This window comes from Paenibacillus sp. J22R56 (assembly GCF_056269375.1).
In genome coordinates, this window is sequence record NZ_JBWDNV010000009.1 from 82,483 (window position 1) to 106,277 (window position 23,795).

Genomic DNA, 23,795 nt, shown 5'->3' on the forward strand with positions numbered 1-23,795 from the left:
TTTAAAGTAACTATTCTTTACTAATTAATGACGTTAAGGAATCGCGATGAAGCAGTTTCAACTTATGCAGTGCTCTTGTACAACCTACATACAACAGCTTTGCATCATTATCCGAATACTTATCTGCTCCTGCGTCGGCAATTAATACCGCGTCGAACTCCAGTCCTTTGGACAAATACACCGGCACAACAGATAAGCCTCCGCCATACTCCGGCTGTTTGCTTTGGACCAATGATGCATCAAGTCCCTTGCTAAGCAAGAACTCATGTAGTTCTGAACACTGCTCTGCTGTGCGGCCGATAACCGAGATCGTCTGGAATTGGCCAGTAGCCTGCCATTCTTGAACGGACGATACAACTTTGCTCAACCATTCTTTATCAGTGACTTGCTCAACCTCAACTGGATCGCCGCTCCGGAACACAGGTACTGCCGGTTTTACACCACCGCCCATTGCTCCCAGAATACGATTCGCGAATTCAATAATCTCCATAGTTGAACGATAGCTTCGGTTCAGTTCGAAGAAACCTGTCTGCTCTTCTGTGAATAGATCAATAAGCTCCGTCCAGCTCTGAATACCAGCGTAAGCATGAATCCCCTGCTGCAAGTCACCAAGCACCGTCATCGATGGTGATTTCTGACACAATCTCAGCGCTTCAAGCTGGAATGGAGAGTAGTCTTGTGCTTCGTCAATAACGATATGGTCGTAAGACGAAATCTGCAGGCCATACAGACGCAGGTGAATGTATACTAGCGGTGCTAGGTCTTCAGCTTCTACCTGTCCGTTCTTTAAGGAAGCTGCCGTTGCCGAGGCAATTGCTTTCGGGATAACCGTCACAGCTTGTTTTCCTTGGAACAAGGAAGCATATAGCTGAGGTGCCGTGAAAGATGGGATTTTTTTCGAAAAGGCGGTCAATTTAGTCTGTGCTTTGGCGCGCAGCTTCTTATCTACGACCTTGCGAAGCTTCAGCTCCGATTCAAACCAGCGGCGAATACGGTTGACGAGTCGGTCCCGCTTCTTCATTAAAGTCTCATCACCGTAATCGGTTTCGAACCATTCTTTCATGAGTTCTGGTTTTAAAATCAATCCTGGCAGAGGCTCAAAAGGAATAACGGGTACAAGCCGCTGCTCGAGCTCTTCGATGCGGGCGTCGATCGCTTCTTTAAATGTGAGCGAGCCTTTTATTCTGCCCGGTGCATTCGCCATCTCTTCTGCCGATCGATGCTCCTCAAACCAATACGATAGAGCATCTGATGCACTGCGCAGCTTCACCTCATGGCCAAGCAGCTCCAGCGACCAGTCAACGAATGTCGTTTGCAGAATGTCGCCTACCCCAAGCTCAGGGAGGACTCCGGAGATATAATCAAGGAACATACGGTTAGGAGCGAAAATAATCATCCGCTCAGCTTTTACTCGGTCAGCATATTGATAAAGCAGGAACGCCAGCCTGTGAAGAGCTACTGTTGTTTTACCACTACCTGCAACCCCTTGAATGAACAGGGCCTTATTACGTTCCGACCGGATGATTCTGTCCTGCTCATGCTGGATCGTAGAAACGATATCCCGCAATTTATTATCTTTGTTCTCGCCTAGGCGGTATAAGAGGAATTCATCCGTTACGGATTCTTCATCTTTCCCACGAACATAGCTGTCTACCATACGGACAAGCTCGCCTTGCCTTACCATAAAGTTACGCTTCAGATGAACAAAGCCTTCTATCTCGCCTTCCGGCGCGACATAGGCAGCTGCATCCTCCCCGCCTGTAAAAGAATAGAATAGGCTGGCTACAGGGGCACGCCAATCTACTACGAGCAGCTCATTGCTGCCTTGCTTCGCAACACCAGCTTTGCCGATATACAACGGCTTATTCTCGCCATTTGGCAGCTCTTCGAAGTCAATTCTACCGAAGTAGGGTTCACGGAAGGCTACCTCCAGACGCCGTTTGCGTTCTTCACGCTGCAAATCGAGCATTTGCTCCGTAAAATCATCACCCGTATAACGGGGGCCAATGCCAGCCAGCTGACTCTTAATATCGTCCATCGATCGAGCCAGTCTTTCTTGCTCTTCTTGATAGGCACTTTGAACCTGTGTCATGTCAGTTACCTCCTAAAAAGAATTATCGTACCATAGGCTGCAATACAGCCATTGGCGGTGATTCTTGCATCGTAAGCATAATCCAAAGAATTATCGTACCATAGGCTGCAATACAGCCACTGGCGGTGATTCTTACCTCGTAAGCAATTTGGAAAAAACGAATAACCAATATACCACAGGACGAGAGTTGTAAGCAATTACAGCTAGAAATTCATTCCGATCAATCCCAATAGGTAATAGATGACTACCAGATTAAAGATAAATAAGAGCGGAATACCTACCCGAAAAGAAGTATGTTTGGTTTTGTGCCGCCATACCTGCATCCCGATCCAGGCACCAAGTGCCCCACCGATTGCACTAATACCAAACAGCCTTTTCTCCGGTACACGTCTCTTCTTATGTCTGGCGTAGCTCTTGTCCATTCCCATAATGACAAAAGCAATTATATTAATAACAAGTAAATAGATAATAAGAATCTCCATAATAATCCCCCTGCTCCTGCTTAAGTACGCGGCTTTACCCGATTCGTCGGCTGTGCCGCATAAGGATCATCCGGCCAATAATGCTTCGGATATCGTCCCTTCAAATCCTTCTTCACTTCAAAATAAGCCTCATTCCAGAAGCTTCGTAAGTCTCTCGTCACTTGAACTGGTCGCTGCGAAGGCGACAGCAAGTGCAGCGTTAGTGGAAGCCTTCCTCCTGCAAGCCGCGGCGTTTCTTGAAGTCCAAACAGCTCCTGAAGACGCACCGCAATAAACGGGGCATCTGGATCGCTATAATCAATCGGTATTCGCGAACCGCTTGGAACCGTCATATGTGTCGGTACCTGCTCGTCAAGCTCCTGCCGCTGCGCCCAGCTCAGCAATCCTTCCAGCAGCTGGACCATATTAAGCCGCTGCAGATCGGAGCGGTTTTTCATTCCATATAGATGAGGCAACAGCCAGTCTTGGACCGTTGCAAGAAGCGTTTCTTCGGATACGTCTGGCCATCCACTGTTATGATGTGCCATCTGGAGCATTCTCGCCTGCAGCTGCTTAGCAGCTTTCGTCATGGATAACAGCTCCAGCCCTTCGCGGGCAATTCCGTCAGCCAGCGCTATTGCTACTCGTTCAGGTGAGGGCTGCTGAAGCGGTGCTTCCTTTAAAATAATAGCGCCAAGCCGGATTCTTCGGCGGGCTCGAACCGCGTGTGCGTCCATGTCCCATTCCACAACTTCTTCTACTTGCAGCTGTTCACCTGCTGCCTGCTCCAGCCTGTCCATATTCAGCTCAGCCGCGAGCCGGATTCGGCTTTCCATTCCCGCATCATCCAGCTCAGCAGCCACAAGATACGCCGCTCGAGACATGGGCTGAAGCTCTGGCAGCACAGCTCCTCTTCCGTTCGCAAGCAAATATCGGCCATCCGATCGCCGCTGTGCAATTCGGTCCGGATAAGCGAAGGCAAGAAGCAAACCTAACTCGGCAATACCTTCCGATCCAACAGCCAGTTGCTGCTGCTTCCCATTATCCTGAAGCATTCGGCTCCATTGCTGAGCCTGAGCCTTAACTCGCTGTATGGCTCCCCGATCCGCTTCCAGCCGGCCACTATAGCCGCGTAGCACTTCTAGTCGAAGCCTAACATCCACATTACGCTCCTGTGGCAGCAGATCACGCTCACTAAGAAGAGCAGCGAGCTCACATGCTGCCGCTGCTAAGCCTAGCTGCTCTGCCTTCAGCAACATGAATCCTAGTCTTGGATGGAGACCTAGCTTCGCGATTCGGTCTCCCCACTCCGTTGGTCTTCCCTCTTCATCTATAGCATGCAGCAGCGTTAAGAGTTCAATCGATTGGCGGTAGGCAACTTGTGGCGGAGGATCAAGCCATGCCAGTTCAGTAGGTTCCATCACTCCCCATACGGCAAGCTCGAGCGCTAACGGCGTCAAGTCTGTCTCTAGCAGTTCTGGGGTGTTCTGAAGTGGCAAATAAGGATGCTCCTGCTCGGTCCAAAGCCGGTAGCAGACACCAGGTGCGAGGCGTCCTGCCCGACCTCGCCGCTGATCAGCGGAAGCCTGCGATACAGAAGTTGTCGCAAGTCTTGTCATCCCCGTACGAGGCGAGAAGCGTGGTACCCGCATAAGGCCGCTGTCCACAACGATCCGTATTCCCTCTACCGTTAAGCTGGACTCCGCAATCGAGGTGGCGAGAACAACTTTACGGTAGCCTGGCTTGCATGGTGCAACTGCCGCATCCTGTGCCTCCAGCGGCAGACTGCCATGGAGCTCGGTTATTCGAATGGATGAATCTAGCCCGGCTTGAGCAAGTAAACCAGCTGTACGCCGAATCTCCCCTATCCCAGGCAGAAAGACAAGCACATCACCAGCATGTTCACGAAGAGCTTGTACGATTGTCTGCGCAATTTGCGGCTCAACCCTGCCTTCCATCCTTGTGCTCCGATAAAACGTCTCCACCGGGTATACTCGACCGCTGCTCTTAATGATTGGAGCTCCACCTAGCAGCTCCGCCACCGGCTCCGCATCAAGTGTTGCAGACATGACTACAAGACGTAGATCCTCTCGCAGCAGGGTTTGGGATTGCAAGGCTAACGCCAGTCCAAGATCACCGTGAAGATGCCGCTCATGGAATTCATCAAATAAGACAGCCCCAACCTGTTCCAAAGCTTGATCCTCTTGCAGCATTCTCGTTAGGACACCTTCTGTAACGACTTCAATCTTCGTTCGCGCGCTTACCTTCGTATCAAGACGGACACGGTAACCAACGGTATCGCCAACTTGTTCTCCAAGCATGCTCGCCATATACTTCGCAGCAGATCGTGCAGCAAGTCGGCGCGGCTCCAGCATAATAATCTTGCGTCCCTCCAGCCAAGCTTCCTTAAGAAGAGCAAGCGGAACTCGAGTCGTCTTACCTGCACCGGGCTCAGCGACTAATACGGCATTTGTTCCTTTCTGCAGCGCCTCCAAAACTTGAGGCAATACTTGGTCTATTGGCAGTTGCGTCATGATTCACACATTTCCTCTCATTCGTTTAACCTCGTTAATCACCAACAAATTAATGCCATTAATAAATATTATTTAATGACGTAAAATAACTAATAATTAATGCCGTAAATTATTTCACAAGCCGGACCATCTGAGCAACCGGGCGATTATCGCCGGTCAATATTTTTTCCGCTGACCGAAGCTGAGAAGAGCCATCGCCGTCCAAGAAAATACCGTCTTCCAGTTTGCCTCCTGCCACCTGCTCCACAATTGCATCACGGAACGCTTGCAGGGAGCCTTTGGTACTGCTGACAATCAAATACAACATACCTTCGTGGTCATATGCCATCGCGGAACGAAGACGATTATCCTCTGGATTTGGTGCCTGCTCGTTCTTCATTTGTTCAAGCCAATCTTGATCTTCGCCAAGGCTCATACTAATTCCGCCCTGCGCCCAAAATCTCGTATGATCCATTACCTTCAGATCAGATGCGTTACGTACCACTTGGACAGACAACTTATCGGATGCTCCATCCCAGACGAGTGTTCCCCGTGCATATTTAGCATTTTCATCACCTGAACCATACTCTTTGATCTCACCGTTAACAGGCATCCCGTCAACAACAGCAATACTAAGCAGCGCCTTCTCGTAGAAGAATCCGCCATTCACGCCATAATACGGTGTTAGTGCAACATTATTCTGAATAGAAGTGAGCGTTACATTCGATGGGCTCGTCTTTAGCACATGCAGTTCCATCCCGTTTGATGATAACAGTTCTTCGTATGTATAGGCAGAAGGCCCCTTTTCTACAGACCCTTTACTCTTCACTTGAAGAGCGTAGAGCATCACAGCAAACAGCAGTGCAAGGACTAGGAAGATCCCTCCCATCACGGCAATGATTTGCAGTTTTCTCTTTCGATTGATTGTCTCTATCGATTCGTTATTCATTATGTACTTCAATCCCCCGCCATTCTCTTCCTAATCGAACCAGCCTTTTCTACGGAACCAGACGTACATACCTGCCCCGATCAACACCATAAAGCCTATTAGTCCAAAATATCCCCAGTGCCATCTAAGCTCCGGCATATTATTAAAATTCATCCCATAGATCCCAGCAAGAAACGTCAGTGGCATAAAGATCGTCGTAATAACCGTCAGCGTCTTCATAATCGAGTTCATCCGATTCGAGCTATAGGACATAAAGCTGTCCCGCAAATCCGCAGTCATTTCACGTGCAGCATCTGTCATTTCCGTCAACTTGAGGAGATGGTCATAAATATCCCTATAGAATGCTAGATAACCGTTAAGTCCTTCAATTCGTTCGGTATTAAGCGTACGGTAGAGCAAATCCCGCATTGGCAAAATCGTCTTACGGAGCCTCAACAGCCGTGAACGGATATTAAAGATCTCGTCCATTGTCATCTGATCCGAGCTATCACTTCCACTTCCAATCTCCATATCGAGCACTTGCTCTTCAAGCTCCTGTACAGCGGGAAAATATTGATCGACCAACTGGTCAATAATCATATATGCCGCGAACATATAGCCGTCCTCACCAAGCTTGGAGGCATGATGAATCTTCCCCCACGCATCGTTAATCTCATGCGATTCCTGCACATGATAGGTCACAATAAACCGGGGACCAATAAATAGATTAACCTCTTGTACCTCCAGGCTCCTGGCGTCAATTGAATGCAGTACAAAAAAATGCGTATCATCGTAGTGGTCAAGCTTCGGACGCTGCAGCAAGTGGCAGCAATCCTCAATAGCCAGAGGATGAAAATGAAAATAAGTGTCGAGCAGCTTCGTCTCCGCAGGAACCGGTTCACTGAAGTCCACCCAATACCAGTCCAAATCGAGCTCCTTCAAATCATTTAGTTGCAGGTCATTCATCCACGTCTTATCTTTCGTATACCCTTTTATTCGAATCATAGCTGTATCCTCCATCGTAATAACCGATTCTCCTATTTTAACGTGTAGAAGCCATTCTGTAAAAAAGTTGCACACGGTAAAAAGGTCATGCTATCATCGTTGTCAATAAAGGAGAGTCGATCGTTATGTCGAATATACGCGGACGCTTCGCCCCTACTCCGTCCGGGATGATGCATCTCGGCAACGCTTGGGCAGCCTTGCTCGCTTGGCTGCAGATCCGCAAACAGAACGGACAATTTGTTCTGCGGATGGAAGACATCGACGGGCCGCGCTGCCGCCCAGAGCTTGCAGAGCAAGCGCTCACCGATCTGCGCTGGCTTGGGCTGGATTGGGACGAAGGCCCGGATGTTGGCGGGCCGTATGCTCCCTACACACAAAATGAAAGAATTCATCTCTATGGAGCCGCCATGGACAAGCTTCTGCAAAGCGGTCAACTTTATCCCTGCTATTGCAGCCGCGCTGAGCTTCATGCTATCGCCAGCGCACCACATGGGCTGTCAGCCGAAGGACCAGCCTATCCAGATACTTGCCGCCTGCTTACCGCCGAACAGAGACAGGAACGGCAAGTCCATAAGGATCCTTCCCTTCGGTTCCGTACAGATGAAGAAAGGCCAATTCTATTTAACGATGGCATAGCCGGTATCCAACACTTCCCGCCTGGAGCAGGCGGCGACTTCGTTGTTCGGCGCGCAGACGGAATCGTGAGCTATCAACTTGCGGTTGTTGTAGATGACGCAGCCATGGGAATCACAGATGTCCTGCGTGGAGGAGATCTGCTGGATTCCACACCACGTCAGCTCATGTTGTACGATGCTCTTGGTTTGCAAGCGCCACGTTTTGCGCATATACCCCTCTTGCTTGGTGAAGACGGCAAGCGGCTTGCCAAACGCCATGGAGATACTTCCCTCGCGGGGCTAAAAGCAGCAGGCGTACGCTCCGAACAAATAATCGGTTGGCTGGCCTATCTAGCTGGTCAACTCGAACGGTTCGAACCCGTTGCAGCATCTGAGCTTATTCATTGTTTTGAAATGGCTCGGATTCCAAACGATTCAATTACCATTCATGATACTTTAATGAAGCAGCTGTTCAACTGAATGGAGTAAAAAAACGAGAGCTAGTTCCAGCCCCACGTTCAATGTGATGGTCCGGAATCAGCTCTCGTGCTGTGTTTGGCATGATTCATATACCCTCTCGTATACGAGTCTGCCAATGGCGTTGCCTATTGTTGTTGCGGTTCCAGCATAAGCATGTATGGCTCCATATTCCTTACTCCCGCTAAACCCAATAACGACCGCATCTGTCGTGGTTCCTGTGGCAATTTGGCCATTATCCGGATCTAGCAGCTGTAAGTCCTGTAAAGCTGCGGCCTTCGCTTCCGCATACGTGATCACTGCATTCGTCATAGCTGATTCCGTCATTTGGCCGTCAATGAGTAGCACTGTATTAATAGTACCAGCCGAATAGGCCGAGAATGTTTCCCTCCGCAATCCTGCTCGAGCCGCATTACGAGTGCCCGCAGTAGTGATGCACAGCAGCTTGAAGAGATCCCCTTCCAGCTCGGCTACCGAGGCATGTGTCAGCTTGGCCGCCGTTAGCAGACCTATGGTTTGTTCCGGTGCATATCCCCATTGGTATAACTGACTTTCCGTATCCTTCACCGGATCCGTCCCCGCATAATCGAGTGGAACTTTCCAATTCACAATCGTAAAAGCATCTGCCATACCACCGTTATGTATCGCATTACTTAGTGTCTTTAGCTGAACTGGACTAGCGATTTCGATTCGATCTTCCAGGAGTGTAATTTTAATGCCTTTCCAAACGACAGACTCAAAGCAATCGCCATGACGAAAAGGCTGACTCATCGGATGCCAGCTTCCTGGAATTTGGCTAAACCTCGTTCAAGCGCTTGCAGCAGCCATTTATTCTGATGCCTAAGCTTTATCGCAAATCGGCAATACGATTCATCTAGTCCAATAAAATGGGAAGCATCCCGAATGAGCACACCCATCCGCCCCATCTCATACTGCAGGCTAGCCGCCGTCAATCCTGGCCGTTCTGGCAGCTGTACAAGCAAATAGTTAACCGCACCTGAAACAACCCGCAGGCCAAGCTCTTCCAGCCTGCCAATGAGCCAAGGACGTTCATCCTTCAGCCATTCCATTGTACGGGCGGCATACTCTTGTTCATCTAGTACCGCTTCTCCAATTAACTGAGCCAGAGAATTCACGCTCCATGGTACTTGAAGCTTGCGTAATGCCGTAATTTGCTGAGGTGCTCCCACCATATAGCCAAGACGAATACCCGGTATCGCATAAAACTTGGTCATCGATCGGATTACGAATAATCGGTCATGATTAGCAGCCTCTCGGATTAGCGTAAACTTCTCTTCTTCTGGTATAAAGTCCATAAACGCTTCATCTACCACAACCGTGGCACCTCGATAGACCAGCTTCATAATAAGAGCAGGGTCAACTAGTTGGCCTGTAGGATTGTTTGGGGAACCAAACATATAAAAACGAGCGTTACATCCGTCAAGCATTGATTCAGTCAAGGCAAAATCATTCTCAGGCGATAACATCACCGGAGCAATAGAACCTCCAGCCTTTATAATCGCATCACCATACTCCGCGAAACAAGGATAGGCTAATGTAGTCATCGTTGGCTTAATCGAACGTACGACCAGATCAATTAATTCTGCTGCGCCATTCCCAATCAGAATCGACTGCTCATCCACTCTATGAAGCTGCGCCAGCTTTGCTCGAAGACCTCGCACGGCAGGATCCGGATACCGGTCAATCTGCTCGGCATATTGTAATAGGACACGTTTCACTCCCTCAGGCGGGCCAAACGGATTCATATTGGAACTGAAATCAATAAATTGCCTTGCAGGAAAGCCGTAGGTTTCTTCCGCCGTCCGTAAGTCTCCTCCATGTCCATATCGTTCAAGCATGATTGTTCCCCCTCATCGCTAGATTACGTGAATAGCCAGTAAACCTGCAAATAATAGAACCGCTTCAACCGCTTCGTTCAAAGCACCGTAAGTATCTCCTGTTAATCCGCCAAGTTTACGGCTAAGCCATACCGCGAGCAATGTCCCAATCATCCATGTAAGCAACACACAACCAATCAAGACGACTATCGATTCGTACAACGTAAATCCATCAATCGTGGTACATATAACCGTTAAGAGGACTGCTACAACAAATCCTCCAGTCACTTCACGAAGGGAAGCAAGATGGAACAATGCCCCAATCCCTTCGCCTTGTCTCGCATTTGGCCAGCCTGCAATGGCTGCTCCCATCCACCACCGGCTCCAGATCGGTACTATCGCAAGTAGTGACACCACATGTTTTCCATCCTCCTGCCCCAGCCATTCCGCCAGCACAGCGAATTTGAACAGCAGCAGCAGCACCGCCGCGATGACACCCATAGCGCCAACACGGCTGTCCTTCATAATTTCCAGCATCCGTTCACGCGAGCGATGACTAAGTACACCATCGGCCGTATCCATCCAGCCATCTAGATGCAGCCCTCCACTTAACGCTGTCCAGACAATAAGCAGCAGCACAGCTGCAGGCATGGATGGTGAAAAGAGCCCGAGCACACCGAACATACCAGCAAGTATAGATCCGATGATTACACCCGCGAATGGAAAATAAATGACCGTCCGTGCAAGCGTCACCGGTTCAAAAGGAACCGTGAGCGGAACCGGGATTCGCGTTAGAAATTGAAGCGCAGCGGCGGCGGCTTGTCCATGGCGCTTTATAGTAGAAATAACCATATCGTTAACACTCCAACCATCATCAGAATACTTACCGCGTACAACAGCCAAACGGAACGCACAATATCGTAAGGCTCCAGCTCTCTTAGCGGCCAACCCATTCTTGCCCGCTCGCTTGGCTCGCCAAAGTAATAATTGAGACCGCCAAGCTCAATTCCAAGCGCACCTGCAACAGCTGATTCCGGAATACCGCTGTTTGGGCTAGGATGGCGGCGAGCAAACTCACGAATGGATGACCACGCACGTGCTGAGGACATTCCTTTGTGCAGGAGGGCGGCAACCGTTAACATTAGTCCTGTTAATCGTGCCGGTATATAATTCAGAACATCATCGATCCTTGCCGAACACCATCCGAAGTTTACATAACGCTCATTACGGTAACCAACCATGGAATCAAGCGTATTGGCAGCACGATACATCATGGCAACTGGCGCAGCTCCAATCAGAGCGAACAATATCGGCGATACAAAGGCATCTACTGTATTTTCCGCTACCGTCTCCACAGCTGCTCTAGAAGCTTCAGAAGGAGTTAATTGAGAGGTATCACGACCTACGATATATCCCACGTATTTACGTGCGTCTTCTAATCTATCGGCAATTAATGGGCGGTAGACGAGCATCGCTGCATCCTTCAGTCCTTTAACAGCAATTGTCGTTGAAATAAACCAAGCGTTGACGATATAGCCGACCCATGGATGAATCCAAGCTGCAGCGGCCGTAATTGCCCACATGGTTCCAAAAGATAGCACCAGGGTTACCGCCATGAGGAGGATACCAGATGCTTTTACCTGTATAGCGCTTCGCCCCTCCTCATTAGCCCGAAGATGCCTCTCAAGCACACGAATAAGCCGACCGATCCAAATTACAGGATGGGTCGGCCACTTCGGATCGCCGATGATCCAGTCTATCGCAATAGCTGCAGCAATAAGCAGCAAGGTTTCTTGCAGGGAATAAAAGATCATAAGCTCTCCCACCGAAATTGTAAGGCTTTTAGTTCAATCGGAATTCCCGCTGTAACAAGGAAAACCTTCTCGGAAGCGGCAGCAATCCGTTGATTCAGCCTTCCCGCTTCATCTCTAAATCTTCTGCCAAGCGGATACGCAGGAACGATCCCATCTCCCACTTCGTTGGTAACAAGAATGAGAGGATAAGGGTATTCCGATGCAGCACGGATAAATGCATCGATTTGTTCACCCATCCATATAGCAGGAACAGGATGTTGTTCTACCGCTGATTCGGATTGTTCCCGCTCTTCTACTTCCAGCAGTAGATTCGTCAGCCATAAGGTCAAACAATCAACGAGTACTACTAGTGGTTTCTGTCCGAGCTCTATCTGCTTGGCTGCTTCGCTTGTCAGCTCACGCAGACGTCTAGGCAGCTCCATCGGCTCTTCGATGGTTACCCATTTGAAATTGCCTTGCTCCCGGTTATGGCGATGCATCTCTACCCGCTCCGCCATCTCTTCATCCCAGACTCGGCTCGTAGCGAGGTAAATTCCTTCTTTTCCTAGCCGAGCAGCCAGCAGCTCAGCGAAGGAGCTTTTGCCGCTCCTCGCACCGCCTGTTACTAACATCACCATCTGAACAGCACCTACTCTCTAGAGACGCCTGCACTGTCAAAGGTCGCCATTTCCTGCATCAGCTTTAACGCCGCATCAATGAAATGGAAACATAATACGGCACCTGTACCTTCGCCAAGCCGCATATCTAGTTGAACCATCGGTGACAAGCCCATCGATTCCAGCACAGTAGCATGTCCCTGCTCTTGTGATAAATGAGATGCAAACAGATAAGGCTTCACTTGCTCCGCCAATCGTACGGCTACCAGTGCAGCAACGGAAGAGATAAAACCGTCAATCACAACTGGACATCCATTTGCAGCAGCACCAATGATGAAACCAGCCATACCCGCAATCTCTGCGCCGCCAACCTTGGCGAGCACATCAATCGGATCTGCTGCATCTGGCTCGTTGACAGCAATCGCCCGTTTAACGACCTCGATCTTGTGTCTCCAGCTCTCGTCATTAATGCCCGTTCCCCTGCCAACCGATTGTTCCGGTGATAACCCGGTTAATACCGATGTTAGTGCTGCGCTTGGCGTCGTATTGCCAATTCCCATCTCGCCCGTTGCAAACAATCGATACCCCTGCTGCGCCAAATCATCGGCAACTTGGACACCGGCCATAATCGCTTGCATAGCCTCATCACGGCTCATCGCAGGCTGCTTCGCCATATTGGCTGTGCCGCGCACAACCTTGCGGTTGATCAAATCAGGATGCTCAATATCGGCATTAACACCCATATCCACGCAATACACATCAGCTCCTGCTTGACGAGCAAGCACATTTACCGCTGCTCCGCCGCCAAGGAAGTTCAGCACCATCTGTGGAGTAACCTCTTGAGGATAAGCACTTACCCCTTCCTCGCAGACACCATGGTCACCTGCCATCACGACAACTGCTCTTCGGCTGAGGTTCGGCCATAATCTGCCTGAAATGCCGGCTAACCGGAATGCAATATCTTCTAACTTTCCGAGACTTCCTGTTGGTTTCGTCAATTGGTCAGAATGAGCTTTTGCATGCTGAGCAGCTGATTCTTGGTAAGGTGCAATTTGTCCGATTACGTTCTCCAATTGAGCATAAGCTGAGTTAGCCATTAGTTCAAACCTTCTTTCGATTCTTTATGTATCTATGTAACAGCTAATATCTGTCTTGAACCCTTAGGTTGCAGCAAGATTTGTGGTGTTCCAGTAATAGGGTGAATCACGATCGAAGCTTCCGTCTGATACACTTCACGGATTAAGGCTTCGGTTAGCACTTCCCTTGGGGTACCAATTGCAGCGACTCCGCCTTGATGCAAAACAATGATCTGATCACAATACAAAGATGCGAGATTAAGATCATGCAAGACGGCTACAACGGTGAGGCCGCGATCCTGCTGCCATTGCCGGACTGTATCGAGCAGCTGCACCTGATAACCGATGTCCAAATACGTAGTAGGCTCATCAAGCAAAATCACTTCGGGCTCCTGCACCATCACTTTCGCCAGTGCAACACGCTGCCGCTCACCGCCGCTGAGCTGATCCAATGACCGATTAGCTAGAACGGTCAAACCCATCGACTCTAAAGCAAAATCAATTAAAGCCGAATGGTCCTCCCTCTCATCACCAAACCAGTTCTGATAAGGGAATCTGCCCATCTCAATGACCTGCCTAACTGTAAAACCTGCAGGGGGCAGGCCGCCTTGTTGAAGCACGGCAAGCCTTTTCGCAAGCGCCTTCCGGGAGTAACCAGACATCCTCGCTCCATCAAAACTTACCTCGCCGGATGAAGGCTTCATAACTCCAGATAACAGCTGCAATAAAGTTGATTTGCCTACACCGTTTGGTCCGATAATCCCATGAATTCGGCCTGGCTCCAGGTCGAATGTGATGTTGTCTAGTACAGGACGGCCGTTAACCGTCTTGCTTAATCGCTCTACGGAGATCATACTTGGCCCTCCTGTCCTTTTTTACGTCGATACAATAAATAAGCAAAGAACGGAGCTCCTAATAGTGCCGTAACAACACCTAGCGGGATTTCCTTTGGTGCGAGCACCACTCGTGCAATGGTATCCGACCATAAGATGAAGATGCCTCCGCCAAACGCAGATAAGGGGATTAACAACCGATAATCAGGGCCAACAATTAATCGGATGAGATGAGGAACAACCAGTCCTACAAATCCGATTACTCCACTGACCGATACAGCTGCCGCCGTAAGCAGCGTCGAGCCGATAAGTACAATGAGCTTCGTCCGTTCCACTCGAATACCAAGATGTGCGGCATGGCGCTCACCAAGTACAAACAAATTGAGCGCTTGACCGTAAGCGATGAGCAGCGGCAAGCCGATAACAAGGCAAGGCAGTACGACATAAATGTCTGCCCAGTTCTTCATCGCGAGCGACCCCATCAGCCAGAACAAAATCTGGTTAACCACATCATTCGACATCGATACCATCAACGATACAAAAGCTCCAAGGAAGGATTGAATAATAACACCGGATAATACAAGTGTCTCGATCTGCATAACACCTCTGCTGCGAGCAAGAAAAAATACGCCAAGCAAAGTGAGTGTCCCCGTTACAAAAGCAATGACCGGAATGGTCCACTCGCCAATTAATGTCTGGTAACCAAATAAAATAAGAAAAGCCGCTCCTACCGAGCTGCCAGATGACACGCCTAGTGTATATGGATCGGCAAGTGGATTACGCAGTACACCTTGAAAACCTGCTCCAGCAAGCCCAAGACATGCACCGACTAAGACACCAAGCAATACGCGGGACAGCCTGACTTGTGTGACAATCGCAATCTCTCCAGCGCTCCAATGTACACTTGCATCATCCATCCATGGAAGCTGGTGTAACAGAATCCCCCATACATCAGAGAATGAAATTGTCGAAGAGCCGATCGATAGGCTAGCTACGATAGAAACAGCAAGAAGGAGCATGGCTGCTCCTCCGTAGACCGCTAATTTTCTTTTCATATTACTTAATAAGATCCGGGTGAAGAACTTTCGCAATTTCCAGCAGACTGTCTGCAAGGCGTGGGCCTACGCGTGAGCTCTCGTCATTGCCGATGGCAAACATTTGTTTGTTCTTCACTGCATCAATCGCATCCCAGCCTGGGCGGCTGTTAAGGGCGGAGACGATCGGGTTCGGATCTACCTCCAAATCAGGATATAGGATAATAGCAGGATTCTGCTTAACAATCTCTTCTGCACTTACTTCATACCAGCCCGCTTGTGCACTGCTTGCATTCGTACCGCCGGCAATCGTGAGCAGCTCGTCGAGGAATGTACCCGAACCAACTGTCCAGCCTGGCGAGAATTCAAGATAAACAAGTTTCTTTGGAGCATCCTTCACTGCATCAGTCACCTGCTGCTTCACCGTACGCATATGCTCTGCTACACCAGCAGCTTCATCGTTCTTATTCATAATTTTACCGATTGTTTCAATTTTGGCAATGGTTTCATCATAAGTCAACGGATCAGTTGCAAGAACTGGAATGTTCAACTTACGAAGCTGTTCAATCGCATCGACATTCATGCTTGATGAAGCCAGTACAAGATCTGGATTAAGCGCTACTACTGCTTCAATATTCGTATTCATGTCCCCTACTTGAGCCTTCGACTTTGCTACTTCTGGATAGTTGCTGTTAGAGTCTACACCAACAACCTCGTCACCAGCTCCAATAGCATAAATCACTTCGGTCTCACTTGGCGCTATGGAAACAACCTTTGTTGGCGCCTTCTCGAAGGATAACTCTATACCTGTCGAATCCGTTACTTTAAGGGGATAAACTGTCTCTGCTGCAGCAGGACTATTACTAGGCTGCTCACTTGGAGCTGCCGTATTGGCTGTACCTGTATTTGCTCCCTCATTTGTATTGCCTTTGTTCGAGCCGCAAGCCGCCATAATTACAAGCATTGCGGTCAGCATGACTGCCAAAATCAGTTTCTTCATGTTTCTCTCTTTCATTGTACCTTTGCACTCCCTCATCTACTATTTGGTGAAATTAAAAAAGGCATTCCCGGCAAATGTGCCGGAAATGCCGGAAGTCCCTATGCGTGAACGCAAAAAGGACAAGATCCCTCATTCCAACACTTCCCTAATTCCACGTAGGTACAGCGTTATGCAAACAGGCAGGTCTCCTGACTTGAAGCGTATACGTACAGCGTCTTCCCAGGCTCTCATTACCCAGTGACTTATGCTGACGTACAGGTCTATACAAAGTAGACCACTTCTTACAGTGGCGGGTCCGTGCCGGATTTTAACCGGACTTCCCTATTAAGCTTGCAAGAGCCTAATGGCTCTAGCAGCACCTGTTTCACGAATATTCAATTACGACCAACGTAACTATACCACCCATATTCTAGAATTGTCCAGCCAAGCTTACACGGATGCGCCTAACTTGGAAGCAGCAGCATATGTTCTGCGGGTGAAATATAGCCCCGTATAGAGTGAGTTTATATTTTCTTATATTTTTAAAAGGACTGAACTGCTGCTTTTCTAAGACGGGCGTTAAGCCGGATCGCATTGCCAACAACAGAGACGGAACTAAACGCCATCGCTGTTCCAGCCATCCAGGGCTGAAGCAGTCCGCAGGCTGCGAATGGAATAATCAAAGCGTTATAGATAAAAGCAAATGTCAAGTTCTGCCGGACATTACGTACTGTCAGACGGCTGATCAGCAACGCCTCCGGTATAGCTGTCATCCGAGGCTGCAGCAGCGTAATATGGCCAGCCGTTAAGGCCGCATCTGTTCCATCTCCCATCGCCATCCCTACATCGGCTGCAGCTAGTGCAGGAGCGTCATTCCAGCCGTCACCGGCCATTCCGACTTTATAATCCTGCTCCTTCAATCTCTCTACGAGCGCAAGCTTATCCTCAGGGAGCATATTCGCATGTACTTGTGTTGGGCTGATACCGGCAATTTGTGCCGCGCTTAGTGCTGGTGCCGGATGATCTCCTGTCGCTACGATTACCGTCACCCCGGCTTTACGAAGCTGGGTCACCGCTGCTTTTGCATAAGGCTTAACGGCATCAATGAAGGAAATTGCTCCGATCACCTTATTATTATCCGATGTATAGAGCACCGTCTCACCAAGCTGCTGGCGCTCCTCTGCAAAGCTGCGAATCGAAGCGCTTGCGAACGTCCAATGCTTTGAAGCTGCGAAGCTAGCGTTGCCAACACCAATTTTCCGCTGCTCCACAACCGCTTCTACCCCTTTACCCGTTGTATATTCGAAATCCGTTGCAGCCGGTGGAACAAGACCCGCTTGCATAGCTTCCGCTCGTACCGCAATGGCAAGTGGATGTGTGGAGCTTGCCTCAACCGCAGCTGCGAGACGCAGCAAACCTTGGCGGCTGCCAAACGTCGTGTGCACTTGACTGACACGCGGCTTCCCTTCTGTTAAGGTACCTGTCTTATCAAGCACAAGCATATCGAGCTGAGCTAACCGTTCGAGCGCTCCCGCCTCTTTGACGACAATTCCCCGTTTCGCAAGCCGGCTTGAAGCTACAACAAGCGAGATTGGTGTAGCAAGTCCTAATGCACATGGGCATGCAGCAAGCACAACCGCAACCGCACAACGGAATGCCATCGTCCAATTCCCTGGGTCGGCCACCGTTATCCAAAGAACAAAAGTACCAAGCGACAGCATCAGCATTGCAGGAACAAACCAGGCAGATACCGTATCCACCTGACGTTGAATCATGGACTTGGAACGCTGCGCCTGCCGCACCAAATCAACAATCCGGCTTAACATGGTGGAATGGCCTGCTGCCGTCGTTCGAATGCGTAATGCTCCACTGTCATTCCTCGTACCCGCCCACACGGGATCGCCGGGACGTTTGGCTAGAGGTACGCTTTCACCTGTAAGCAAAGACTCGTTTATTTCCGATTCACCACTCGCTATAATCCCATCGACAGGGATAACCTGTCCAGCTTGGACAATGACATAATCATTCTCTCGGACAAATTCCGTTTGAATGTCCATCATCACGCCTGCCCGCTCCACCCTGACCACTGTATTCAGCAGCTTGCTGTAACCCGAAGCATCCGACTGTGCCCGAGAGGTCACTGACGCTTCGATAAATTTGCCAAGTAGAACGGCCGTTATGACAACAGCTGATGTCTCGAAATATAAGGGTACTTCATGCGCAAATAAAGCAGCACGATCCGCATTAAACACAAGGTAATGGCTGTACAAATAAGCAGCCGACGTACCTGTCGCTACCAGCACGTCCATATTGGTCGCACGCGAACGCACCGCATGATAAGCCCCGATATAGAATGGCAAGCCAATAATGAACTGAATAATCGTAGCTAGTCCAAGCTGCAACCAAGGATTGGTCAACAACGAAGGCATCTCGATCTTGGCAAAAGGTGCCAAGTGCTGAACCATCGCCGTTAGCAAAGGAGCCGTTAAGATCAGCGAGATAATCAGCCTTAGCCTAAGCCGGCTGCGTTCCTTCTCAAAACCTTCCTTCGCGTGCTCAGGCAGAGCCGCCTTAAAACCGATCTTGCCGATCTGCTCCATAATCTTAAGCGGTTGAATTTGATCAGGCTTATATTGCACCCAGGCTGTTCTTGCTGAATAGCTGACCGCTACTGCTTCAACACCTGGCATTTTCCCTACTGTTTTCTCAATTCTTGCCGCACATGCGGTACAACTCATCCCTTGCACGGAAAGATCTATCGTAATTCCCTTATCATCCATACCGTCCATACAGCTTCACCCGCCTTTTACTTGTCCATCCTTCCACTCGAACAAGCTCCTGCGTTAATCTATATGATACGAATGGAGTTGCCATGCACAAAAAAAAGCGTGCTAATGGGGAATCCCACTATGCACGCTTCCTTATTATTTGCCGTATGCGACTTCGCCGTTCCACGCGAGCATGCCGCCGGTCATATTCGTTACCTTATAGCCTTGTGCATGCAGGAAATCGCAAGCTTTTCCACTGCGACCACCGCTGCGGCAAACCATAATCAGTGATTCGTCTTTCGGCAGCTCGCCAAAGCGTTCTCCGAACACAGATAGAGGAAGACTAACTGCTTCCTGAATATGTCCGGATTCCCACTCATCATCCTCGCGAACATCGATCAAATGCAATTTCTCGCCACTCATCAGGCGCTCTTCTACTTCTGCTGGTGTAATTTCGGAATACACGTCATTCCACTCCTTCAAATTTCTTCAAGATCTTAGACTCATACTGCTGAAAGGCAGGTGATTGCTGCAGTCCCCGAGCTTCCATGAGCATCTTATACCTGATTTCCTTCTCGGTCAGCTTCTTCTTCAAGACAGCTTGTTCATCGGGAGTCTGGCATAAACGGATCAGATCACGGAGACTCACGATTTCCTTCTGGATAACCATCTCTTCTGGAATCATGCCTGCATTACTCAACAGCTTGTAAGCCACACGCAGCTCTTCCGGCACATGAGAGTTATCCTCAAGCTCCAGTGGCTGACCCTTGCCTTTCAGGTTATCGAATTGCCCTTTTGCCATTGCTTCCTTAATGCGTTGTTCAACCATTGAGGACATGAAATCCATATTCGATCCCGCCTCCTATACTTCTGAATTGTAACGGTTTCAAGTATTCGATGTCTAGCGTAAGGTCATTGGAATGGAAAAGAAGCCCCCGGTCAGCCGGAAGCTTCCTCTAAAGTTTGTTAAATTCGTACTGCCGTACCACTCACGGCTACCATCAGCATGCCGTCACGTACAACCTCATAGTCAATATCGATGCCAACAATCGCATTTGCTCCAAGCCGTGAAGCCTGATTTTTCATTTCGGCAAAAGCGACATCTCTTGCTTCTTTCAGTTTGCTTTCGTAGGCTCCCGAACGACCCCCAACAATATCGGTGATCGAAGCGAAAAAGTCGCGGACAACATTCGCCCCCATTATTGCTTCACCCGTTACAATACCTGAATATTCGATAATAGGATGCCCTTCAAGCGTTGCAGTTGTTGACACTAACATGATTATTTACCCCTCTCGGTATGATGAAACTTTACTTTATAACTAAAAGACTTATCATGAAATACGTCAGCTTCCGTCAGATGTTTCATTTTTTTAAATCCTAACTACTGCCTGATCTCTTCTAGTTGGACGTCTCTCACATCGCCTGTATCCGCCACCACTTGTATACGGACCCGCACACCAAATTCGGAGCCGGCTCCCCTGAGCCATAACACAAACCGCTCTTCCGCATTCGTTGTCCCGGATGGAAAACGTCCTTCATATTTGTAATCGATTATGTCAGCCTCCGGATACCGGTTAGCTGCCTCCTGCATCGCAATTCTGCCGTATTTGGCATATGCCGGTTCAGCATGCGCCATCGATGGAGCAGCCATACCAAACATCGTGACTAGAATCATATAGATCAACGGTTGTCTCAAGGATCTCATCCCGTACAGCCTCCTATTTTCCAATCTCAAAAAATTGGTCTATAGGTTAGTGTGGCTGTAGAAAGCGGCAAGCATACATTGTCAGCTCTGCTCAAGCAATGGTGCGTACATCATAATCGCTTCATTGCCAGTAATATATTCCTCACCCAGCAGGTCACCTTCCTCCAGAGCATACTTTTTTCGATAAATCGCATTGCTCCGGATATAACCACCCCAAGGCTTTAACTCGATGCGATGATCTTTCTCAATCACTTCGTAACGGTATGTGGCCGGCAGCGATGACCGCCATTCTCCCACAAGCTTATCTTCCGTTAGACCTACGACCAACTGATACGGCTCATCCGTCGGATTATAGATTTGCAGATCTAAATAATTGTATGCACAGGTTGCTCCACTCCCAAAGGGCTGTGTGCGTCCTGCGTCAGGGAATACATCGTAGCTGTGGCGATGCCGCTCAACAACCTGCAATGGAGTATGCAGCGTCATCCAATAAAGAAGATTCGACATCTGGCAGAGTCCCCCGCCAACCCCCGTCTTAAAAGTCCCATAAAATAAGATCATTCCGTCAACGTATCCTTTTTGCCTTGTAGGCTTGCCAATTGCACGCCAGTAGGAAAAGGTCTCGCCAGGCATCAGAACCATCCCGTTCAGCTTTTCCGCTGCCAGCCGCAAGTTTATGACTTTATTCGTCTGGAGCCACATCTCGACATTGCGCAGCTGTCTCATTAACGGCGTTCCATGTGTATAAACGACATACGGCAAAGATTGCTCTTTGCGGATCTTGGCCAGCTTTGTTCCGCTTAGCAGCCATTTCATTCTCCTCTTATTGGTAAACCACCATTTGCCCGCTTTCAGGCGTAATATCGATCGTTTAACCGGACGATGCTGCATCAGACTATTCAACCCTAAGTCTCCTCTCATAGAAGTCCAAATTTGGTAAGAGGCCAAATTCGGATAACAACCTTCCCTTCGATACTGGAAAAAGCAATTGGGCCAATCGCCCGGCTGTCTTCACTATGCTCGCGGTTATCTCCCATGACGAACAACTGCTTGGGTGCAACGGTGTACGGAAATGACATTGTTCCAGATAACGTTTTCCCTTTCACATAGGGCTCTACGTATTTCATCCCGTTCAAATAGACAGCACCATACCGCAAATCAATGATATCGCCGGGGAGTCCTACTACTCGCTTTACTAACCTTAAGGGGCTTTCTGGGCCATGGATGACAACAATGTCACCACGTTCTGGTGACTTGAACCGATAGGACCATTTATCCTCGATCAGTCTCTGACCTGCGACAAGTGTATTTTGCATAGAGATGTTATGTACTTCGGATTGTGCGTAAACATAATTTTGGAACAGTAATGCGATGATGATCGCCAAGATTATAGACAGCGTCCAATCTCGAAGCTCTCTTAACACTACGGTTTTCCTGGTTAGTTGTTCATCCATTCCAGCACCCCTTGCACTAGAAAAAATTGACAGGGGCCACACCTATAACGCTTCTACCCGGTGAAAGGTTTCTTGGAGGTAAGCAAAATTAGAAGTGACAGGCTGAGGCATGTCTTATAAAGTAGATTTATATGAGGGAGGTAGCAGGAATGGAACCATCAACACGAAATCATCGACTACTTTTTATGACGGTTACCTTAATGTTCTGGATTGCGATGTATACATACGTACCAACATTGTCTCCGTATTTGAGCACACGAGGGCTGTCGCTTGATTTAATCGGTATTGTGCTTGGCAGCTACGGCTTTGTGCAGCTGCTCATTCGTTTTCCATTAGGGATGTTGTCTGATCGCTGGGGGAAAAGAAAACCGTTTATACTGCTTGGCATGCTGGCTGCAAGTGTCAGCTGTCTCTTGTTCATTATTCCGGGAAGCTGGTTGTGGCCGCTTGCGGGCCGGGCAATGGCAGGATTATGCGCTTCGACATGGGTCGCTTTTACGGTGATGTATGCGAATTATTTTGCCGCTGAGGAAGCGACTAAAGCGATGGGCAATATTAGTGTGATGACCGTCTCCGGTCAAATGATCGGCATGCTGCTTAGTGGGTGGATGTCCGATGGATTTGGAGAAGATGCTCCATTTGTGCTCGGGGCCGTTATCGGAGGAATTGGCTTGCTGCTCGCACTTCTTATTCATGAACCAGACAAACCGCTGCATGAGCGCAGCGGAATCTCGTTCTCGATGATTCGAAGTGTGATCCAAACGAAGCTTCTGCTGCAGGTAGCTATGCTGTCTTTACTTGCGCATTGTGTGCTATTCATTACGATGTTCGGATTTACGCCGCTCAAAGCTGAGGCACTGGGCAGCAGCGGACTCGAGCTTACCCTGCTCGTGTTCGCCTTCATGGCGCCGCATGCTCTCGCTTCGATGTTCACGGCAAGCTGGTTCGCACCCCGGTTTGGCAACTGGGTCACGATTGGCACAGGCTTCGTTCTTAGTGCGATCTGCACCGTATCGATCTGCTTCGTTCATAATATTTGGGTACTTATGTTTACACAGATCATTAATGGCTTTGCCCAAGGCCTGCATATTCCACTTCTTCTTGGGCTCGCCATTCGCGACGTGAATCCCCAAGGCCGCGCTACCGCTATGGGACTGTATCAAGCGGTATACGCAGCTGGCATGTTCGCCGGTCCCTTCCTAGCAGGCTGGTTGAACGAAAGCTGGGGTTTAAACAGCGGCTTCGCTCTTGGCGGAGTTTTTGGATTAATGGCTGTTCTGTTATGTGTTGTGTTTTATAGGCATGATCGGAAGAAGATGATTCATGGAGTATTGAAGTAGGGTGATTGGGTTGTCCTATGGGATAGTAGTCATAAGATCCTCAGAGGGTCTTATGACTACCAGTTACATATAACGATTACTGTATAAGACCCTGGCAGGGTCTTATTGTACTTCTGATGCTCATGTTAGTTTAATTTTTTGCCAAGATTAAGAGAATAAGACCCTGTGAGGGTCTTATGATTACTAATACAACTTAATAAACACCGCATAAGACCCTCGCAGGTTCTTATTTCGCGTGGTCTAAGTCCAGCTGGTGTAGTGAGGAGT

The 23,795-nt window shown here is 49.0% G+C and carries 23 protein-coding genes and 1 riboswitch; of the genes, 2 read left to right on the forward strand and 21 right to left on the reverse strand.

What is annotated here, in order from left to right:
* Window positions 1-10: 10 nt before the first annotated feature.
* From AC0YNT_RS21505 to corA, 5 genes are all read right to left on the reverse strand, one after another.
* A complete protein-coding gene (locus AC0YNT_RS21505; RefSeq protein ID WP_475806477.1) occupies window positions 11-2,092 on the reverse strand; it encodes a HelD family protein in 2,082 nt (693 codons plus the stop codon).
* A gap of 203 nt (window positions 2,093-2,295) precedes the next feature.
* Window positions 2,296-2,574 carry a DUF1294 domain-containing protein gene (locus AC0YNT_RS21510; protein ID WP_475806478.1) on the reverse strand — a complete coding sequence of 93 codons (279 nt, stop codon included), beginning with the start codon at window positions 2,572-2,574 and terminating at the stop codon, window positions 2,296-2,298.
* 20 nt (window positions 2,575-2,594) lie between these two features.
* Window positions 2,595-5,087 carry an ATP-dependent helicase HrpB gene (gene hrpB / locus AC0YNT_RS21515; protein ID WP_475806479.1) on the reverse strand — a complete coding sequence of 831 codons (2,493 nt, stop codon included), beginning with the start codon at window positions 5,085-5,087 and terminating at the stop codon, window positions 2,595-2,597.
* Between the two features lie 109 nt (window positions 5,088-5,196).
* Window positions 5,197-6,015 (reverse strand): hypothetical protein, encoded by an 819-nt coding sequence (locus tag AC0YNT_RS21520; RefSeq protein WP_475806480.1) that lies wholly within the window; start codon window positions 6,013-6,015, stop codon window positions 5,197-5,199.
* Window positions 6,016-6,045: 30 nt separating this feature from the next.
* The gene (corA, locus tag AC0YNT_RS21525) at window positions 6,046-6,999 is read right to left on the reverse strand and encodes a magnesium/cobalt transporter CorA (protein ID WP_475806481.1); all 954 of its coding nucleotides are present in this window, start codon (window positions 6,997-6,999) and stop codon (window positions 6,046-6,048) included.
* Window positions 7,000-7,124: 125 nt separating this feature from the next.
* On the opposite strand from corA, the gene gluQRS reads away from it, so the two are divergent.
* Window positions 7,125-8,093 carry a tRNA glutamyl-Q(34) synthetase GluQRS gene (gene gluQRS, locus AC0YNT_RS21530; RefSeq protein ID WP_475806482.1) on the forward strand — a complete coding sequence of 323 codons (969 nt, stop codon included), beginning with the start codon at window positions 7,125-7,127 and terminating at the stop codon, window positions 8,091-8,093.
* 57 nt (window positions 8,094-8,150) lie between these two features.
* Here the strand turns inward: gluQRS and AC0YNT_RS21535 are convergent, their stop codons facing one another.
* The 16 genes from AC0YNT_RS21535 to lepB form a co-directional block, all read right to left on the reverse strand.
* The gene (locus AC0YNT_RS21535) at window positions 8,151-8,861 is read right to left on the reverse strand and encodes an adenosylcobinamide amidohydrolase (protein ID WP_475806483.1); all 711 of its coding nucleotides are present in this window, start codon (window positions 8,859-8,861) and stop codon (window positions 8,151-8,153) included.
* Entirely contained in the window at window positions 8,858-9,949 is a 1,092-nt protein-coding gene (cobD, locus tag AC0YNT_RS21540; protein WP_475806484.1) for a threonine-phosphate decarboxylase CobD, read from the reverse strand. Before cobD ends, AC0YNT_RS21535 begins: the two co-directional genes overlap by 4 nt.
* A gap of 18 nt (window positions 9,950-9,967) precedes the next feature.
* On the reverse strand, window positions 9,968-10,780 hold the full coding sequence (cobS, locus tag AC0YNT_RS21545) for an adenosylcobinamide-GDP ribazoletransferase (protein ID WP_475806485.1): 813 nt from the start codon (window positions 10,778-10,780) through the stop codon (window positions 9,968-9,970).
* The gene (gene cbiB, locus AC0YNT_RS21550) at window positions 10,762-11,742 is read right to left on the reverse strand and encodes an adenosylcobinamide-phosphate synthase CbiB (RefSeq protein WP_475806486.1); all 981 of its coding nucleotides are present in this window, start codon (window positions 11,740-11,742) and stop codon (window positions 10,762-10,764) included. The genes cobS and cbiB overlap by 19 nt, the downstream gene beginning before the upstream one ends.
* Entirely contained in the window at window positions 11,739-12,359 is a 621-nt protein-coding gene (gene cobU, locus AC0YNT_RS21555) for a bifunctional adenosylcobinamide kinase/adenosylcobinamide-phosphate guanylyltransferase (RefSeq protein WP_475806487.1), read from the reverse strand. The genes cbiB and cobU overlap by 4 nt, the downstream gene beginning before the upstream one ends.
* Window positions 12,360-12,370: 11 nt before the next feature.
* Window positions 12,371-13,435, reverse strand: a complete 1,065-nt coding sequence (gene cobT / locus AC0YNT_RS21560; RefSeq protein WP_475806488.1) for a nicotinate-nucleotide--dimethylbenzimidazole phosphoribosyltransferase — start codon at window positions 13,433-13,435, stop codon at window positions 12,371-12,373.
* Window positions 13,436-13,467: 32 nt separating this feature from the next.
* Entirely contained in the window at window positions 13,468-14,268 is an 801-nt protein-coding gene (locus tag AC0YNT_RS21565) for a heme ABC transporter ATP-binding protein (protein ID WP_475806489.1), read from the reverse strand.
* Window positions 14,265-15,302, reverse strand: coding sequence for a FecCD family ABC transporter permease (locus AC0YNT_RS21570; protein ID WP_475806490.1), 1,038 nt, complete (start codon window positions 15,300-15,302; stop codon window positions 14,265-14,267). Before AC0YNT_RS21570 ends, AC0YNT_RS21565 begins: the two co-directional genes overlap by 4 nt.
* A gap of 1 nt (window position 15,303) precedes the next feature.
* Window positions 15,304-16,281, reverse strand: a complete 978-nt coding sequence (locus tag AC0YNT_RS21575; RefSeq protein ID WP_475806491.1) for an ABC transporter substrate-binding protein — start codon at window positions 16,279-16,281, stop codon at window positions 15,304-15,306.
* A 161-nt stretch (window positions 16,282-16,442) separates the two neighbouring features.
* A riboswitch (cobalamin riboswitch) is annotated at window positions 16,443-16,659 on the reverse strand.
* 143 nt (window positions 16,660-16,802) lie between these two features.
* Entirely contained in the window at window positions 16,803-19,049 is a 2,247-nt protein-coding gene (locus AC0YNT_RS21580; protein WP_475806492.1) for a heavy metal translocating P-type ATPase, read from the reverse strand.
* A 135-nt stretch (window positions 19,050-19,184) separates the two neighbouring features.
* On the reverse strand, window positions 19,185-19,493 hold the full coding sequence (locus tag AC0YNT_RS21585) for a rhodanese-like domain-containing protein (protein WP_475806493.1): 309 nt from the start codon (window positions 19,491-19,493) through the stop codon (window positions 19,185-19,187).
* Between the two features lies 1 nt (window position 19,494).
* Window positions 19,495-19,875, reverse strand: coding sequence for a DnaJ family domain-containing protein (locus AC0YNT_RS21590; RefSeq protein ID WP_475806494.1), 381 nt, complete (start codon window positions 19,873-19,875; stop codon window positions 19,495-19,497).
* 119 nt (window positions 19,876-19,994) lie between these two features.
* Window positions 19,995-20,306, reverse strand: a complete 312-nt coding sequence (locus AC0YNT_RS21595) for a heavy metal-binding domain-containing protein (protein ID WP_167280666.1) — start codon at window positions 20,304-20,306, stop codon at window positions 19,995-19,997.
* A gap of 104 nt (window positions 20,307-20,410) precedes the next feature.
* Window positions 20,411-20,734 (reverse strand): DUF3889 domain-containing protein, encoded by a 324-nt coding sequence (locus AC0YNT_RS21600; RefSeq protein ID WP_475806495.1) that lies wholly within the window; start codon window positions 20,732-20,734, stop codon window positions 20,411-20,413.
* Between the two features lie 81 nt (window positions 20,735-20,815).
* Window positions 20,816-21,625: a VanW family protein gene (locus AC0YNT_RS21605; protein ID WP_475806692.1), complete on the reverse strand. Its 810-nt coding sequence runs from the start codon at window positions 21,623-21,625 to the stop codon at window positions 20,816-20,818.
* A gap of 26 nt (window positions 21,626-21,651) precedes the next feature.
* Window positions 21,652-22,188, reverse strand: a complete 537-nt coding sequence (gene lepB, locus AC0YNT_RS21610; RefSeq protein WP_475806496.1) for a signal peptidase I — start codon at window positions 22,186-22,188, stop codon at window positions 21,652-21,654.
* Between the two features lie 149 nt (window positions 22,189-22,337).
* Here lepB and AC0YNT_RS21615 point away from each other — a divergent pair, with 149 nt between their 5' ends.
* Window positions 22,338-23,528: an MFS transporter gene (locus AC0YNT_RS21615; RefSeq protein WP_475806497.1), complete on the forward strand. Its 1,191-nt coding sequence runs from the start codon at window positions 22,338-22,340 to the stop codon at window positions 23,526-23,528.
* Window positions 23,529-23,795: the final 267 nt, after the last annotated feature.